The sequence below is a fragment of the Herbihabitans rhizosphaerae genome (genome assembly GCF_004216555.1).
Lineage (GTDB): Bacteria > Actinomycetota > Actinomycetes > Mycobacteriales > Pseudonocardiaceae > Herbihabitans > Herbihabitans rhizosphaerae.
The window spans coordinates 122715-138063 of sequence record NZ_SGWQ01000012.1 but is presented as its reverse complement, the minus strand read 5'-3'; the positions used below and the strand labels follow the sequence as shown (position 1 = coordinate 138063).

17 protein-coding genes are annotated in these 15349 nt (G+C 69.5%); 8 read left to right on the top strand and 9 right to left on the bottom strand.

What is annotated here, in order from left to right; all coding sequences use genetic code 11:
- The first annotated feature begins 2 nt into the window (after positions 1 to 2).
- Together EV193_RS28125 and EV193_RS28120 are read left to right on the top strand one after the other, a co-directional pair.
- Positions 3 to 893 (top strand): M15 family metallopeptidase, encoded by an 891-nt coding sequence (locus EV193_RS28125; RefSeq protein ID WP_242613721.1) that lies wholly within the window; start codon positions 3 to 5, stop codon positions 891 to 893.
- Between the two features lie 27 nt (positions 894 to 920).
- Positions 921 to 1133, top strand: a complete 213-nt coding sequence (locus EV193_RS28120; RefSeq protein ID WP_130347954.1) for a hypothetical protein — start codon at positions 921 to 923, stop codon at positions 1131 to 1133.
- A 189-nt stretch (positions 1134 to 1322) separates the two neighbouring features.
- Here the strand turns inward: EV193_RS28120 and EV193_RS28115 are convergent, their stop codons facing one another.
- The gene (locus tag EV193_RS28115; RefSeq protein ID WP_130347953.1) at positions 1323 to 1853 is read right to left on the bottom strand and encodes a methylated-DNA--[protein]-cysteine S-methyltransferase; all 531 of its coding nucleotides are present in this window, start codon (positions 1851 to 1853) and stop codon (positions 1323 to 1325) included.
- Between the two features lie 203 nt (positions 1854 to 2056).
- Here EV193_RS28115 and EV193_RS28110 point away from each other — a divergent pair, with 203 nt between their 5' ends.
- Positions 2057 to 2605 (top strand): DUF1062 domain-containing protein, encoded by a 549-nt coding sequence (locus tag EV193_RS28110; RefSeq protein WP_130347952.1) that lies wholly within the window; start codon positions 2057 to 2059, stop codon positions 2603 to 2605.
- 12 nt (positions 2606 to 2617) lie between these two features.
- Here EV193_RS28110 and EV193_RS28105 read toward each other — a convergent pair whose 3' ends face one another.
- The gene (locus EV193_RS28105; protein ID WP_130347951.1) at positions 2618 to 3829 is read right to left on the bottom strand and encodes an acetyl-CoA C-acetyltransferase; all 1212 of its coding nucleotides are present in this window, start codon (positions 3827 to 3829) and stop codon (positions 2618 to 2620) included.
- Positions 3830 to 4046: 217 nt separating this feature from the next.
- On the opposite strand from EV193_RS28105, the gene EV193_RS28100 reads away from it, so the two are divergent.
- Positions 4047 to 4589 (top strand): hypothetical protein, encoded by a 543-nt coding sequence (locus tag EV193_RS28100; protein WP_130347950.1) that lies wholly within the window; start codon positions 4047 to 4049, stop codon positions 4587 to 4589.
- An 8-nt stretch (positions 4590 to 4597) separates the two neighbouring features.
- On the opposite strand, the gene EV193_RS28095 is transcribed toward EV193_RS28100, so the two are convergent.
- From EV193_RS28095 to EV193_RS28085, 3 genes are read right to left on the bottom strand one after another with little or no spacing between them, the layout of a single operon-like run.
- Positions 4598 to 5143, bottom strand: coding sequence for a hypothetical protein (locus EV193_RS28095; RefSeq protein ID WP_130347949.1), 546 nt, complete (start codon positions 5141 to 5143; stop codon positions 4598 to 4600).
- 10 nt (positions 5144 to 5153) lie between these two features.
- Positions 5154 to 6122, bottom strand: coding sequence for a methylmalonyl Co-A mutase-associated GTPase MeaB (gene meaB / locus EV193_RS28090; protein WP_130347948.1), 969 nt, complete (start codon positions 6120 to 6122; stop codon positions 5154 to 5156).
- Position 6123: 1 nt separating this feature from the next.
- Positions 6124 to 7311 (bottom strand): acetyl-CoA C-acetyltransferase, encoded by a 1188-nt coding sequence (locus EV193_RS28085; RefSeq protein WP_130347947.1) that lies wholly within the window; start codon positions 7309 to 7311, stop codon positions 6124 to 6126.
- Positions 7312 to 7444: 133 nt separating this feature from the next.
- Here EV193_RS28085 and mce point away from each other — a divergent pair, with 133 nt between their 5' ends.
- The 3 genes from mce to EV193_RS28070 all read left to right on the top strand — a co-directional run bounded on the left by mce (position 7445) and on the right by EV193_RS28070 (position 9769).
- Positions 7445 to 7894 carry a methylmalonyl-CoA epimerase gene (mce, locus tag EV193_RS28080; RefSeq protein ID WP_130347946.1) on the top strand — a complete coding sequence of 150 codons (450 nt, stop codon included), beginning with the start codon at positions 7445 to 7447 and terminating at the stop codon, positions 7892 to 7894.
- A 98-nt stretch (positions 7895 to 7992) separates the two neighbouring features.
- Positions 7993 to 8928 carry a CE1 family esterase gene (locus EV193_RS28075; protein WP_130347945.1) on the top strand — a complete coding sequence of 312 codons (936 nt, stop codon included), beginning with the start codon at positions 7993 to 7995 and terminating at the stop codon, positions 8926 to 8928.
- A 70-nt stretch (positions 8929 to 8998) separates the two neighbouring features.
- Positions 8999 to 9769, top strand: a complete 771-nt coding sequence (locus EV193_RS28070; RefSeq protein WP_130347944.1) for a dioxygenase family protein — start codon at positions 8999 to 9001, stop codon at positions 9767 to 9769.
- Here EV193_RS28070 and EV193_RS28065 read toward each other — a convergent pair.
- Complete coding sequence (locus EV193_RS28065) at positions 9766 to 10353, bottom strand: flavodoxin family protein (protein ID WP_130347943.1); 588 nt, start codon at positions 10351 to 10353, stop codon at positions 9766 to 9768. The two genes, EV193_RS28070 and EV193_RS28065, sit on opposite strands and share 4 nt — an antisense overlap.
- A gap of 83 nt (positions 10354 to 10436) precedes the next feature.
- Positions 10437 to 11045, bottom strand: a complete 609-nt coding sequence (locus tag EV193_RS28060) for a TetR/AcrR family transcriptional regulator (RefSeq protein ID WP_130347942.1) — start codon at positions 11043 to 11045, stop codon at positions 10437 to 10439.
- 219 nt (positions 11046 to 11264) lie between these two features.
- Here EV193_RS28060 and EV193_RS28055 point away from each other — a divergent pair, with 219 nt between their 5' ends.
- The gene (locus EV193_RS28055; protein WP_165401531.1) at positions 11265 to 12755 is read left to right on the top strand and encodes a recombinase family protein; all 1491 of its coding nucleotides are present in this window, start codon (positions 11265 to 11267) and stop codon (positions 12753 to 12755) included.
- Positions 12756 to 12829: 74 nt separating this feature from the next.
- Here the strand turns inward: EV193_RS28055 and EV193_RS28050 are convergent, their stop codons facing one another.
- Positions 12830 to 13024 carry a hypothetical protein gene (locus tag EV193_RS28050; RefSeq protein ID WP_130347940.1) on the bottom strand — a complete coding sequence of 65 codons (195 nt, stop codon included), beginning with the start codon at positions 13022 to 13024 and terminating at the stop codon, positions 12830 to 12832.
- A complete protein-coding gene (locus EV193_RS28045; protein WP_130347939.1) occupies positions 13021 to 15321 on the bottom strand; it encodes a hypothetical protein in 2301 nt (766 codons plus the stop codon). Before EV193_RS28045 ends, EV193_RS28050 begins: the two co-directional genes overlap by 4 nt.
- Positions 15322 to 15349: the final 28 nt, after the last annotated feature.

Here is a 15349-nt window from a genome sequence, read left to right as displayed (position 1 = left end):
GGGTGCGGGTGCGAACGGTTCTGATCACGACGCTGGCCATCGCCGTCGTCGCGGCGTGTGACACGCCGCAGGCGGCGCCACCGTCCCCGTCGACCTCGCCGACTCCGCCCGTGATCACGCCGGCGACCCCGCCGTCCGCCGTGCAGGCGCCGCCGCCACCGGTCGCGCCGGCCAGCCCGGTGCCGGTACCGACCCCACCGAGCTGGCGGATCGGGGCGACTCCGCTGCCGCTGCGACCGGACGGATTCGGCCAGGTCAGGCCCACTCCGGCGGAGCTGGCCCGGCGCCGGCTGCCCTCGCCGGACATGTTCCCGCCGCCGGCCGGCGGGCGCTTCGCCGCGTCCGTGACACCGGTGCCGGCCACCGTGCTGGCCAGGAGCACCTGGCAGCCGGGCTGCCCGGTGCGGCCGGACGATCTGCGCTACCTGCGCCTGTCGTTCTGGGGCTTCGACGACCGCCCGCACACCGGCGAGATGATCGTCAACGCGCGGGTGGCCGACGCCGTGGCGCGCGTGTTCGAGCGGCTGTACGCGGCGCGCTTCCCGATCGAGGAGATGCGCGTGGTGGCGCGGCCGGAGCTGACCCTGCATCCGACCGGGGACGGCAACAACACCACGGCGTTCGTGTGCCGCCCCGCGACCGGGCTGAACCACTGGTCGGCGCACGCGTTCGGGCTGGCGATCGACCTCAACCCGTTCTGCAACCCGTACGTGAAGGGCAACCTCGTGCTGCCCGAGCTGGCGTCATCCTATGTGGACAGACGGGTGGCGCGACCGGGAATGGTGTTCGCCGGTGACGTCGCCGTGCGGTCCTTCGCCGTGATCGGCTGGGGCTGGGGCGGCACCTGGACCTCACCACTGGACATCCAGCACTTCACCGCGACAGGCAACTGAAATCCTTGCCGGGTAAGGAGAATCGCCATGGGCGAGATCACCGGCCGATACCGAAGACGCGCCGAGACCGTCGAACGCCTGCTGGCCAGCACGTCGTCCATTCCGCCGGAAACCATGGAGAAGTACCGCACCCCGGACGCGTTCGGCCCCGGCATCGAGGTCTTCGGCCCCGAGGTGCCCGTCCCGGCCGGCGCGACACCCCAAGAACGCCTGCTCGGCCTGATCGGCCGCTGGCCTTAGCAGTGCCGTGAGGGTGACCTCGCCGCCGCCCACCGCCGGACGTGCACCACCTTCACGTTTCCCACCACCTGTTGATCTTGTCTGACCTGGGCTTTCTCCGTGGGCGTGGGACTTTAGCGGGCTAAAGTACGTCGACGGCGCCTGGACAGATGTCAAGTCCCGGGCAGGACGGCGTTGTGCGGCGCTGTCTCAGAACAAGGTGGGTGGCAGCGCGCCTTCGATGGTGAGCATGCGCATCTTGGTGGCGGTGCCGCCGTTCGCGGAGAACCCGCCGGCCTTGCCGCCCGCGGCGAGCACCCGGTGGCACGGGATCACGATCGGGAACGGGTTCGCGCCGAGCGCCTGGCCGACCGCGCGCGCTGAGCCGGGATCACCGAGTTGGGTGGCGATCTCGCCGTAGGTCATCGTGTCGCCGGGCGGGATCGCCCTGGTCACCTCGTACACCCGGCGGTGGAACTCCGGCACGCCGTCCATGTCCAGCGCCACACCGTCGAGGTCGGCCGCCTCCCCGGACAGCAGCGCCACCATCGCCGTGATCGCGTCGGTCACCGATGACGGCGGCTCGGCCTCGGGCGCGTCCGGGAAGCGGCGGCGCATCCGCGCGCGCGTCCCACCGGCGGTGGACTCGGGCAGCCCGAGGCCGACGATCCCGTGCTCGCCCCACGCCACGGCACACGTGCCGATCCGCGTGTCGAACAGCGAGAACCCCTCTGCGCTCACACGTCGAGGGTAACCGGCCCGCCCGAAAACCAGTGGAGCAGCGCCGCTGTGCGCGATTACCGTGCTGCCGAGCCGAGTCGTCTAGTCAAGGACGTGCCGTTGTACATCCGGTGAGACCTCCCAAGCGCTGATTCGTCGCGCGTCGCGCATGTGCGCCGCGCTTCCTTTTGCTGCGGATTTCTCACTGAGACCGGTGTACTTCCATGCTCGAAAACTGGGTAGTCGAACCCGTCTGTCTGCCGCTCGTTCGCCGCCGTTGCCACGTGTGCGGGTCCGAGCGCTTCCGGACAGGCGGCAAATTTCGCGTCAACGCTAACCACAAGCTCATCGACGCCTGGCTCCTCGCGCTCTGTACCGCGTGCGGGGAGACCACGAAGCTCACGGTCCTCGAGCGGGTGAAGGTGCGCTCCGTACGACCTGAGCTGCTGGACCGGCTGCATGACAACGACCCCGGCCTGGCGGCTGAGCTGCTCCAGGATTCGGTCGTGCTGCGCCGCAATCGCATCGCGCTGGACTGGGACGACGCCTGGCGTCTCGACACCGGCGGAGCGGATTACCTGGGCCGCGAGGTGATCGACGTCGCGGTCCGCTTCGCGGCACGGATCCCTGTCCGGCCGGTGCGACTGATCGCCGAAGGGTGCGGTCTTTCGCGGGCCGAGGTCGAGAGGCTGCTCGCGGACGGAAGGCTCGTGTCGGCGGTCCGGCTGAGCGGCAAGCTCTCCGGCGACTTCACCTTCACGCTCAAACGCTGAGCCGGACGGGCTCTATCCGACGGTCTCGAACACGGCGGCGAGCCCCTGACCGCCGCCGATGCACATCGTCTCCAGCCCGTAGCGCGCGCCGCGCCGGCGCATCTCGCGCAGCAGTGTGGCGACGATCCGCCCGCCGGTCGCGCCGATCGGGTGGCCGAGCGAGATGCCGGAGCCGTTGACATTGGTGCGCGCCCAGTCGGCATCGGTGAACGCCCATTCCCTGGTGACCGCCAGCACCTGCGCGGCGAACGCCTCGTTCAGCTCGATCAGGTCGACGTCGGCCAGCTTCAATCCGGCGCGGTCCAGCGCGGTCGCGGTGGCCGGCACCGGGCCGATGCCCATGGTGCGCGGCGGCACCCCGGCGCGGGCCCAGGAAACCAGGCGCGCCAACGGTTTCAGGCCGAGTTCGGCCGCTCGGGCCGGGTGCGTCACCACGCACACGGCGGCGCCGTCGTTCTGCCCGCTGGCGTTGCCCGCGGTGACCGTCGCCTCCGGATCGTCCTTCACCATGATCGGCTTCAACCCGCCGAGCGACTCCAGCGAGCTGTCCGCGCGCGGGTGCTCGTCGGTGTCCACAATGGACTCGCCGCGCCTGCCCCTGATCGTCACCGGCACGATCTCCTCGGCGAACCGGCCGTCGGTCTGCGCGGCCACCGCCCGCTGGTGCGACCGCAGGGCCAGTTCGTCCTGCTCGGTGCGCGGGACGCGGTACTCGCGGCGCAGATTCTCCGCCGTCTCGAGCATCCCGCCGGGCACCGGGAAGTGCTTGCCGCCTGCGGTGACCCGACCGCGAGCCAGCGAGTCGTGCAGCACCATGCTGCCGCCGCGGGCGCCGTAGCGCGCGTCGGTCGCGTAGAACACGGCGTTGCTCATGCTCTCCGCGCCGCCGGCGAGCACCACGTCGCTGACGCCGGTCTGCACCTGCATCGCCGCGTCCAGGATCGCCTGCAGCCCGGAGCCGCACCGCCGGTCCACTTGCGAGCCGCCGACCTCCACCGGGAGCCCGGCGTCCAGCGCGGCCACCCGCCCGATCGCGGGCGCCTCGCCGCTGACGTAGGACTGGCCGAGGATCACCTCGTCTACCGCGTCGGGCGGCAGGCCGGTCCGCTCGAGCAGCGCGGTGATGACGGCGGCGGCCAGTTCGTGCGCCTGCACGGCCTTCAACGCGCCGCCGAGCCGCCCGACCGGTGTTCGCAGCGGTTCGCAGATCACCGCGTCTCGCATCAGATCCTCCGCACTTCCTCGACTGCGGTCTTTCTATCAGCTTTTCAGCTGCACACCGTGTACGACCAGGTCACACCGGCTCGAGGTCTGTTGGAAATCAACGGAACCGATCGCGCCGTCTGGCCGTCAGCTACAACAAGTCGTTACAGTTGCAACGTGGTCATGTGCAATACGAACGGGAGAGGGGCCCGCCGCGATGTCCGACAGTTTCGCCGAATTGAACAGGAGAACCGCCGCGCTGCGGGTGTCGGAGAGCGAGCCCGGCGTGCGCGTCACCGTGGACGGCGAGGGCGTGGTCGTGGAGCTGGTGACGACGCCGGAACTCGGCGCGATCCCGCCGGTGCGCGTCGGCCCGACCGTGCTCGGCTGCATCCAGCGCGCGCAGGCGCGGGCCGCGGAGGCGGCGCAGGTGCTCGCCGAGGAGATCCTGCTGCACGACGAGCCCGAGCCGGCACCCGAGCCACCTCCGCCGCCGCGCCCCATCGTGCGGACCGCACCCCAGACGCGGCCGGTTCCCGCGCCGGCCCCGGTCGCCGAACAACCCGAGGAGCCGTTGTTCGAGCCGCTGGTCGACCGTGCGCCCACGCAGCGGTCCACCCCGCGGCGCCCGGAGCCCAACGCGGACCCGGCCGTGTACTCCTTCGGCGAGATCGAGGACGACGTCGAGCCGGCTCCCCGGCACGCGCCCGCCCCGCCCCGGCCGGCCGCCGAGGACGACGAGGACTGGGCGGACAACCCGATCAACTGGGTCGAGGGCTGAGGATTCCCTTATGTGTCAACGGTTCTCATGCCGGTCCAGGAACCGCCCGCGAACCGCGTGAACGCCCGGTCGAGCCGGCGCCCGGCCAGACCAAGCGCGCCGAGCGAGTACCGGTAGCCGTCCAGTGAGTGCCAGTCGGCCATCTCGGGGTGCCGCTCGGCGAAGTCTCCGAGTCGCGGCGCGAGCACCAGGTCGTAGTGCCACATCCGAGTCTCACCGCCGCCGCGCCGCTCGCGGTACACCCGCACCTCGCGCAACTCGGACCAACCGACGGTGAACTCGACGTCCGGCACCTGGGGCACGGTGAGGCCCTGCCGGTCCAGCACCAGCCTGTTCTCGCCTCGGCTGAGCGCCCACGCCGCACCGCCACCGAGCGCGAGCAGGACGAGGCCCATTCCGATGGCGGCGGGCCGCCGACCGGGCTCCCCGCCCGTCAGGCCGAGGACGCCGGCGGCGGTCAGCGCCGCCCCGCCGGGCAGGAACAGGAACACGCCGGCCCACGCCCACCGCCGGGTGGCACCGTCGAGTACGAAGCTGGTTTCCTTGTGTGACACGAGAATCAGGCTAGTCCGCCCGGACCGCCTCGATCAGCGAGTCGGCCGCCGCGTACGGGTCGAGGTCGCCGGCCGCCACCTGCTTGGCGAGCCGTTCCAGCTTGTCGCCGCCGTGCACGTCGCCGAGGCGGGCCCGCAGTGTCTCCACGGCGATCGCCTCCACCTCGCCCGCCGCCCTGGCCCGCCGGCGGTCCTCGAGTTCACCGTGCTCGGCCATCCACTGCCGGTGCGACGCGATCGCGTCCAGCACCTCGTCAACACCCTCACCGCGCGAGGCGACCGTCTTGACGATCGGCTGCCGCCACTTCGCACCGCGAATCTCCCTGCGCCCCAAGGAGATCATGTATTTCAGGTCGCGAACGGTGGCGTCCGCGCCGTCCCGGTCGGCCTTGTTCACCACGAACACGTCGGCCACTTCGAGGATCCCGGCCTTGGCCGCCTGGATGCCGTCGCCCATGCCGGGCGCGAGCAGCACCACGGTGGTGTCGGCCAGCGACACGATGTCCACTTCGGACTGTCCGACGCCGACCGTCTCGATGATCACCACGTCGCAGCCGGCCGCGTCCAGCACGCGCAGCGCTTGCGGCGTGGCGACGGCCAGCCCGCCGAGGTGGCCGCGGGTGGCCATCGAGCGGATGAACACGCCGGGGTCGGTGGCGTGCTCCTGCATGCGGATCCGGTCACCGAGCAGCGCGCCGCCGGAGAACGGCGACGACGGGTCGATGGCCAGCACGCCGACCCGCTTTCCCTTGGCGCGCAACGAGGTCACCAGTGCCGAAGTACTGGTGGACTTGCCGGCGCCGGGCGGCCCGGTGATGCCGACGACCTCCGCACGCCCGGTCAGCGGGGCCAGTGCGGCCGCCACCTCGCGCAGGTGCGGGCTGTTGTCCTCGACAAGCGAGATCAACCTGGCGACCGCGCGCGGCTCACTGCGCCGCGCGCGGTCGATCAGGTCGGATATGTCGAAGGTTCGGGCCAAGTCAGGCCTTCGGCACGGTGATGATCAGGGCATCACCCTGACCGCCACCGCCGCAGAGGGCCGCGGCACCGGTGCCGCCGCCGCGACGCTTCAACTCGTAGGCCAGGTGCACGACCAGCCGCGCGCCGGACGCGCCGATCGGGTGGCCAAGCGCGATCGCGCCGCCGTTCACGTTGACCTTGTCCTCGGAGACGCCGAGCTGCTTGGTGGACACCACGCCCACCGCGGCGAACGCCTCGTTGATCTCGATCAGGTCGAGGTCCTCGGCGCTGCCGCCCTGCTTGGCGAGCGCCGCCTTGATCGCGTTGGACGGCTGCTCGTGCAGGCTGGCGTCCGGGCCGGCGACCACGCCGTGCGCGCCGATCTCGGCGATCCAGGACAGGCCCAGCTCCTCGGCCTTCGCCTTGCTGCACACCACGACCGCGGCCGCGCCGTCGGAGATCTGCGACGCGGAGCCGGCGGTGATCGTGCCGTCCGAGGAGAACGCCGGGCGCAGCTTGCCGAGGCTGTCCGCGGTGGTGTCACCGCGCACGCCCTCGTCGGTGTCGAACACGACCGGGTCGCCCTTGCGTTGCGGGACGCTCACCGGTGCGATCTCGTCGGCGAACCGGCCCTCGGCGATCGCCGTGGCCGCCTTCTGGTGCGACGCGGCGGCGAACGCGTCCTGCTCGTCGCGGGTCAGGCCGTACCGGGTGTTGTACTTCTCGGTGGAGGCGCCCATGGCGACCTGGTCGAACGCGCAGAACAGACCGTCGTAGGCCAGGTGGTCCTGCAGCGTGACGTCGCCGTACTTGAAGCCGGAGCGGGACTTCGGCAGCAGGTGCGGCGCCTGGGTCATGGACTCCTGGCCGCCGGCGACCACGATGTCGAACTCGCCGGCGCGAATGAGCTGGTCGGCCAGCGCGATCGCGTCCAGACCGGACAGGCACACCTTGTTGATGGTCAGCGCCGGGATGTCCATCGGGATGCCGGCGGCCACGGCGGCCTGACGTGCGGGAATCTGGCCGGCGCCGGCGGTGAGCACCTGACCCATGATCGTGTACTGCACCTGCTCGGGCTTGACGCCGGCCCTTTCCAGCGCCGCCTTGATCGCGACTCCGCCGAGCTGTGCGCCGGAGAAGTCCTTGAGCGAGCCGAGCAGACGACCGATCGGGGTACGAGCCCCGGCGAGGATGACGGAACCGGACACAACGGCCTCCATATCGCGTGCTAGCGAGCGTTAACTCGGACCATACTCGGCTGTAGCGATCCGGACACGATGCCATGTGAGCAGCCGCACAACGCAAATCTACTCGCCGGTAGCGTTGCCCTAGACTGGACCGATGGACAGTGCGCTGACCCCGTTCGTCACGGCCATCGACCACGTCGGCATCGCGGTGCCCGACCTCGACGAGGCGATCGCGTTCCAGCGGGACACCTTCGGGCTCGAGGTGACGCACACCGAGACCAACGAGGAACAGGGCGTTCGGGAGGCCATGCTGCGCGCGCCGGGCGGATCAGCGGCCGACACCGCGATCCAGCTCCTCGCGCCGCTGTCCGAGGAGTCGACCATCGCGAAGTTCATCGGCCGCAACGGGCCGGGGCTGCAGCAGCTCGCCTACCGGGTGACCGACGTGGAGGCGGCCACGGACGCGCTGCGCGCCAAGGGAATCCGAGTGCTGTACGAGAAGGCCCGGCGTGGCACGTCGGACAGCAAGGTCAACTTCGTGCACCCCAAGGACGCCGGCGGTGTGCTGATCGAATTGGTCGAGCCCGCCGCCGACGCGCACTGACGAACTCAATGACCACAAACGTGACCCCGTTCACAGCACGGCTCATAGTCGCCTGAACCGACGAGTTCGACACCGTCCAGGTGGATCGGAGCCACGACATGAGGCGCGTAACGAGTTGTCTGCTGGCGGTCCTCGCCGTGCTGGCGGGCGGTGTCAGCGCCCAGGCCGAGCCGAGGTCGAACGAGCACACGCCGCTGTCCGCCGGGTGCCGGCAGCCCGCGCCGCCCGGCCAGAGCTACACGGGGACAGTGACCTCCGGCGGAGTCGAGCGGACGTTCCTGGTGCGGCTTCCGGAGAACCACCGGCCGACCCGGCCGCACGCGGTGGTGCTCGCCTTCCACGGCCACGGGCGCACATCCGAGTACCAGCGCGAGCTGTCCGACTTCTCCAGGCCGGACGTGATCGCGGTGTACCCGCAGGGCCTGACCGGGACCGACGGCAAGAGCGCGTGGCAGGGCGCGCCCTACTCGGCCGCGGTCGACGACGTGCAGTTCACCGGTGACCTGATCGACGAGCTGCAACGGACGCTGTGCGTGAACCCGAGCCGGATCCACGCCGCCGGCAAGTCCAACGGCGGCGGGTTCACCGGCCTGCTGGCCTGCCGGATGGGTGACCGGATCGCCGCGTTCGCGGCCGTCTCCGGGGCGTTCTACCCGCAGGCCGGCGAGTGCGCGCCACGCCGGCCGGTGCCGGTACTGGCCATCCACGGCACGGCCGACACCACGATTCCGTACGACGGCGACGCCGAGCGGGGCCTGCCAGCGTTGCCGGACTGGCTGGCCGCCTGGTCCGCGCGCAACGGCTGCGACACCGAGCCGCGGGCGCACGACCTCGGCGACGGCGTGTGGCGCAGCCGGTGGCACTCCTGCGCCGGGCGCGGCGCGGTCACGCACTACCGGATCGACGGCCTCGGGCACGACTGGCCGAGCACCCGGCCGAACCCGGACTCCGAGGTCCCGTCGGTGATGGACGCGACGCCGGTGATCGAGCGGTTCTTCGCCGCGCACCCGCTACACCCATCCTCTGGCGGGTAACGAAAGCACCCCGAGCCACGTAGCCTTTACCGTGCGTAACCTCCCCGAACTGCCACCACTGGAGGCGCACATGCACGACGACGACGTACCCGTCGGCCGCTTGCTCGACCGGCGCCAGGCAATGGCCCTGTTCGGCATCGCCGGTGCCACGCTCGCGACGACGGCGGGAGTCCTCAGCCGGCCCGCCGCGGCCGCGACCAAGCCGATGGGCATCCACCACCTGAATTGCGTTGTCCGGCCCGAACAGATGGAGGGCCCGTACTTCGTAGACGAAAAGCTCAATCGCTCCGACATCCGGTCGGATCCTTCGGACGGAACGATGAGGCCGGGCACGCTTTTCACCCTGAACCTCGATATCCAGGAAATCGTCGACGGTGATTGCCGCCCGATCAAGGGAGCTGTCGTCGATACCTGGCAATGCGACGCCCTCGGTGTGTATTCCGACGTCGCGGACCAAGGCACGGTCGGCAAGAAGTACCTACGCGGATACCAGGTGACCGACGAGAACGGGAAAGTCCAGTTCGTGACCATCCTGCCGGGGTGGTACCAGGGACGGGCGGTTCACCACCACATCAAGGTCCGGACCACTGGAACCGACGGCAAGCCTTACGAGTTCACATCACAACTCTACTTCCACGAAGAGTTCAAAGCCGGCTACTTCACCAAGGAGCCGTACGCGAGCCGGGGAATGCCGGACACGACCAACAGCGCGGACTGGATTTTCACCGGCTCCCACGGCGACCAGTTGCTACTGGATCCGACAAGCGCCCAGGACGGATACGCCGCCGATTTTTCGATCGGGCTTGATCTGTCGGACACCGAGGTCGGCAAAGAAGACTAGACCTGAACGGAAACCCTGGGCAGCCCGTGCCGGGCGGCTGCGAAGAATTGCTCCGCCCGGCGCAGCGCGCGCTCGTCGCGCAGCACGTCGCCTGGGCGGCTGCCGTTGCCGAGCAGCACGCCGCCGAAGTCCATGTGCATGTAGTCGGCGGTCTTGTGCAGCATGCCGACCAGCGGGTCCGCCTGGGCCTCGTCGCGCTCGGCCAGCACGGTCACGCCCCACAGCGTGCGGCCGCGCATTCCACTCTTGAAGCCGAGGTCCTTGCGGTAGAGCCAGCCGGCCCAGTAGTCCACGTACAACTTCACGCTCGCGGACACCGAGTACCAGTACAGCGGCGAGGCGATCACAATGTCCGTCGCGGCCAGCGTCGCGTCGAACAGGATCTTCTCGTTGCCGACCGGGTCGGGCACGCCGTCGGCCGCGTGCCGCATGTCGCGGAACGGCGGCAGCGGCAGGTCATCGAGGTTGAGCCACTCCTGCCGCGCGGTGTCCGGAAGGTGCGAGGCGGCCTGTCGGGCGAGCGCATCGGTGTTGCCGTCCGGGCGGGCACTGCCGGTGATGAACAGGAACCGTTGGTTCGACATTGACTGACCCTTCGACGTTTCATGCATGTGCATACAATGCCATTGCATCACATGTCTCGTCAAGGGCACGAACAGAAGGGCGGCTACGCGGGTCGCGGCGGCGCGCCGGCACCCAGCGACAGGGCGTCGGCGATGAAGGCGACCTCGCGGTCCATCGAGGGTGGGATGGCACCGGCGGCCTCGGCGTGCCGTGCCACCGAGTGCCGGTAGCTCATGGCCAGCGCGAGCAGCCCGGACGCGGTGTCCACATCGGCGACCGCGACTCCCCCGGCACTCGCCGCGACGATGACCGCGTGGACCTGCCGCACCACACCGCGGAACCGCTCCTGCAGCGCCTCCCGCACGGCCCGGTGCGTGTCCGCCTCACGCCACAGCAGGTGCGACAGCAGCGGCGAGGCGCTCATCCGCGCGTCCAACTCGGCGACCAGCTTGCGCAGACTCGCCGCCACGTCGCCGGGGACCACGACGTGCGACGGCTCGATCTTCTCGTCCGGCAGCCGCTCCACGAGCGCTGCCAGCAGGTCGGACTTGCGGCGGAAGTAGTAGTGCACGAGCCCCTTGGGCACCCCGGCCCGCTCGGCGATGCGCGAGGTCGGCGTCGCGTCGAAACCCGACTCGGCGAACAACTCCTCCGCCGCGACGAGGATCCGCTCCCGTGCCGACGGATCGTCTTCCGCGCCCGACCGTCGCATGTGGACTCCTCTCCTGACACAGGAAGCGTTGGCCCACAACGTAATTGACGTCGTGGGCCGTGGGCGCGTCTCCCGGTTCCCGGTCGATGGGGTTCGTGATCGAGGCGGTTCCTGACAAGGCGGAGGAAAGTCCTCGTAGGGTTTTGCCCATTTACTGACCTAATCTGGGTCATGGTTGATGACAGCAAGGTTAGCGCAGGTCAGGGCGGCCAGGCCCCTGTGTTCGACTCGTATGGGCGGCTGTCGTGGAACCCGAACACGCATGAGCTGGAGAAGATCGAGACGCAGTGGGCGGACAACCGCGTGACGATCGGTCGTCACGGCGGCGTGGTCGGTCTGGAGTTGTCGGACGGGCTGAGCGCGTGGAAGAAGGGCGTTCGACGTAAGGACTTCGAGAAGCTGTTGGAGCGCGCCGAGCAAGGCTTGTCCAACGGAATCGCGGTGTGGCATGTGGACCGCCTGTTTCGTCAGCCGCGTGATCTTGAGCGGCTGATCGACTTGGCGGACAAGGGTTTCCGGGTGATCAGCTCGCACGGGTCACGTGACTTGTCCGACCCGGATGACCGGTACATCTTGCGTATCGAGGTGGCGCAGGCTGCGAAGGCGTCGGATGACATGTCGCGGCGGGTCAAGCGCCGATTTGCCGCGTATCGGGAGAAGGGGCGGACCACGGGCGGACGTCCGGGGTTCGGGTTCCCGCGCATGGACCCGGACTGGGTGCCCGGTCCGGGTGAGTCGGAGGAGGACCGGCCGATGTTGCCGGCGCGGCAGATCGCGCGGGAACGCACGGCGTTGCGGCGTGCGGTGAACGCGATGGTGATCACAGCGGCGGACAAGGACACGGCACCGCAGATGGAGATCGTGCGGGCGTGGAACGCCCAGGGGTTGCGCACGGTCAACGGCAAGGAGTGGGTGAACAACACGGTGCGGGCGACGTTGCTGCGTCCCGCGTTGGCGGGTCGGATCGAGTACGACGGGGTGTTGGTCGGTCGGTTGCCGGGCAAGCCGATCGTGGATGAGAAGACGTGGCTACGTCTGCGCGCGATGTATGAGGGACGGCGGCGCGGGGCACAGGTGAGTCGGCGGTATCTGGCGTCTGGGTTGATCCGGTGCGGGGTGTGTAAGCGGAAGCTGTCGGGGCGCATGAAGGACCCGGGCAACGGCGGTGAGCCGGTCGCGGTCTATTGGTGCAACCGGCAACAGCGCGGGTGCGGCAAGCTGTACGCGAATGCCCGTCGCGTGGACAACGAGTTGCGGTTGATGGTGATCGCGCGGTTGTCGGATTCCCGGTACGCGCAAGCCCTGACGGCGGCACGCGCACGGGTGTCGGAACGGCTGACCGAACTCAACACCGAGATCGGCGAGATCGAGAAGCTCCAGGATGCCTACTCGGACCGGCTTGCCCGACGCGAGGTCACCTTGGACCGGTTCGACGCGGCTAACCGGCAGCTCAACGACGATCTTGCGCCGCTGCTGGCCGAACGCAAGGAGTTGACCGGCACCAGCGGCGGCGGCGCGGACGGTGAGGTCCGGGCCATGTCCGCCGAACAGGTGGCGCACGACTGGAAGAAGGCCGGCATCGATCAGCGCCGCTCCATGATCGCCGACGCCACCGGCACCGACGAAATCTGGATCATGCCGGGACGACGGGGCGTCGGGTGGAAACGCGAACGGGTCCAACTCATCGACCCGAAGAACCCACCCACCTGATCGACAGCCGGAACCAGAACGGCCGACCCGTTGGCGGGGTCGGCCGTTCCTGCGTCGTGCTGGGCAGCTTCTTGTCAGCGGTCGTGGTCGGCGGGGTCGGTGCCGATGGTGCGCAGTAGCGCGGCGACGGACTCAATCTGTTCGGTGGTCATCGGTGGGCGTTGGGCGACGATGGCACGCCAGCGGGCTAGGCCCTGGTGGTCCTCCTCGGACAGGAAACGGTTGCTGGGGGTGTCACCTCCGGGTGTTGGCGGGTTGCGGTCGCTCATGGCGTTTGTTGATCACCCCCGCCACCACGGGGGAGGGAGCCATCCGCCGTACCATCCGACCCCGGATTTCCGGGGTTCTCGGGGTCATCGGCGGCTGCGCCGTTTTGCGTCCCCCTGCGAGGTTTACCCAGGTCAAGCGGGGGATTCGGTTGGGGGATGGTGGTGGGGAAAGTTCCCCCGTTCCCCCTTGCTTCCCCCGCTGCGTCCCCCGCCGTGTCGTCCTCGTGGTGGGCGGCGCGGCGGGTGATCGCGTGGGCCACATCGTTGGGGTAGAGGTACCAGTGGCCGCGCACCTTGCGGGGTCGGATGCCGTGCTCTCGGATAACGGCGCGGAGGTCCCGCGCGGTCCACGGTTCGTACTCGCCGGGGTTGTGCCCGGCCAACCGTGAGAGCACGGTCTGAGTCCGGAGGCGGGGCTCTCCGTTGATCACGTGCGCGATGTCGGCGAGGTGGTCGACCGGTGCCGCTTCGATCTCTCCAGTCGGGTCGGTTGCGGCGACGGTGCGGCCGTGCTCGGCAAGGGCGGCCATGGCCCGCGCGACGATCATGGTCACGTCGTCGCGGCCGTCTTCGTATGCCACGTAGTAGGAGCGGACGAGTTCCCACGCGGAGTCGCTGACGCCCACGGCGACGCAGGTTCCCCGGTCGGTCTTGGTCCTCAGTTCGGTCGCTCGTACGCCTGCGCGGTATCGGCCCGCTCCGAGTAGTCCGTCATTGGCGACATGATCGGCAACCGAGTACGCGACACCGACTGAGACGTTGCGGGTGATCTCCTTCGGGATCGAATCCCGCGTCGGGGACTGCGTGGCAAGAAGCAGGATGATCCCGTACTTCCTGCCTCGCTTGATCAGCCGTACGCACAACTCGGCGGCCAGCTTGCCGTACCGGGGATGCATGAACAGCTCGTGGCACTCGTCGATGCCCAGAACGATCGGGTGCAGCCCGAGCCCCGGCCGGTCGGCCAGTTTGCGGGACACCTTGGGTGGCTGCCCCGGCTGCGCGGACAGGACCTTGCCGCGCCGCTCCATTTCCTTGAGAAGGTCTTCCAGCGCCTGTACGGCGTCGGCGACAACCGAGTCGTCCAAGCCCATGCGATAGCGCGCGAGGCGCGGTTTCAGGGGCGCGAAATCAGGGCTCTCGCCCAGGATGTACGCCCACGCCTCGACGGTCGGGTCAAGGCATGCGCCGAGCATGAGCACCCGCATGGCCGATGTCTTGCCTTGCCCGGGTCTTCCGCCGATCAACCAGTTGCTTTCGATCAACGGCGCGTTGATGATCACGCCGCGTTGAGACAGCCCGAACGGCACCCCGTTGAACAGGTCTACGGTGCCCTCGGTGAGCAACGGCCAGTCACCCGCGCCACCCGAGAGCGTGCCCTTGTCCGCGATCCACAGATCGAGCAGCGATTCCTCGGCCCCGGTGGTGGGCCACGTCTCCAGGCTTGCCCGTCCGAGGTTCGCGGCGAGCACCCGCCTGCGGTCGGCCACCATGGCGGCGGTGACGCCGAGCGGGAGCCGCACCTGCGTGTAGGTGCCGTCTCCGTCCTTGCGGGCCGGCACGGTGTAGACCAGCTCGCCGCCGTCCTTGAAGAACGCGTTGAGCGGCGCGATACCGAGATGCGCGAGGGCTTTGGAGATCATCCTTTCGTCAACCCACGAGTCCGCGTCGTCCCGATCAGGACGGGTCAGCCAGCCGGCCCCGGGTGTGCGGTCTCGTCCTTCCCACACCGCCGCTACGAGCATGCTCAGCAGACCGATGGTGGGCAGCCACGGCCACACCGCCGCCACGGCCGTGCCGATGGCGTCGCGCACGTCGTAGACGGCCTGGAGCCAACCGGGCATCCCGGCCCGGTCGAACACCATCTCCATCAACGCGAGCAGCACCACGAGCACGATCACCACGGCCGTGGTGATCACCGTCCGCCGCAGAAACAGGCCCGCTTTCGCCCAGCGGGCTTTCGCGTCGGCGCGGATCAGCTCCTGTGCTGTTCGCCGCGCCTCCACATCGCCGGCCAACCGTGCCGCCCTAGCGTCGCTGCGCAGGTCGGCATACGACGCCCACCGCCATCCCGTGGCGATCCAGCGCCCCACACCCCGCACGAAGAACCACAACAGCCGCAACACATCGCGGGGTGCCTTCCGCAGTCGGTACCCGAGCACCGAACGTGCCCGTGCGACGTGATCGTTGGCGCCGATGACCTTCACCGCGGTGACGATCTTGCGGCCCACGACATGCCGCACCCGAGACGGTTTTTCCTGTTGCGGCACAACAGAATCCGGACGGTCGCCCGCCTCCACGATCTCACCCTCGAAAACGTGCGGAGCC

What these genes read in the sequence shown, in the direction of transcription:
- EV193_RS28120 (WP_130347954.1), top strand. Translation starts at nt 921, where the DNA reads ATGGGCGAGATCACCGGCCGATACCGAAGACGCGCCGAGACCGTCGAA.
- EV193_RS28110 (WP_130347952.1), top strand. Translation starts at nt 2,057, where the DNA reads ATGCTCGAAAACTGGGTAGTCGAACCCGTCTGTCTGCCGCTCGTTCGC.
- EV193_RS28105 (WP_130347951.1), bottom strand. Translation starts at nt 3,829, where the DNA reads ATGCGAGACGCGGTGATCTGCGAACCGCTGCGAACACCGGTCGGGCGG.
- mce (WP_130347946.1), top strand. Translation starts at nt 7,445, where the DNA reads ATGGACAGTGCGCTGACCCCGTTCGTCACGGCCATCGACCACGTCGGC.
- EV193_RS28075 (WP_130347945.1), top strand. Translation starts at nt 7,993, where the DNA reads ATGAGGCGCGTAACGAGTTGTCTGCTGGCGGTCCTCGCCGTGCTGGCG.
- EV193_RS28070 (WP_130347944.1), top strand. Translation starts at nt 8,999, where the DNA reads ATGCACGACGACGACGTACCCGTCGGCCGCTTGCTCGACCGGCGCCAG.
- EV193_RS28065 (WP_130347943.1), bottom strand. Translation starts at nt 10,353, where the DNA reads ATGTCGAACCAACGGTTCCTGTTCATCACCGGCAGTGCCCGCCCGGAC.
- EV193_RS28060 (WP_130347942.1), bottom strand. Translation starts at nt 11,045, where the DNA reads ATGCGACGGTCGGGCGCGGAAGACGATCCGTCGGCACGGGAGCGGATC.
- EV193_RS28050 (WP_130347940.1), bottom strand. Translation starts at nt 13,024, where the DNA reads ATGAGCGACCGCAACCCGCCAACACCCGGAGGTGACACCCCCAGCAAC.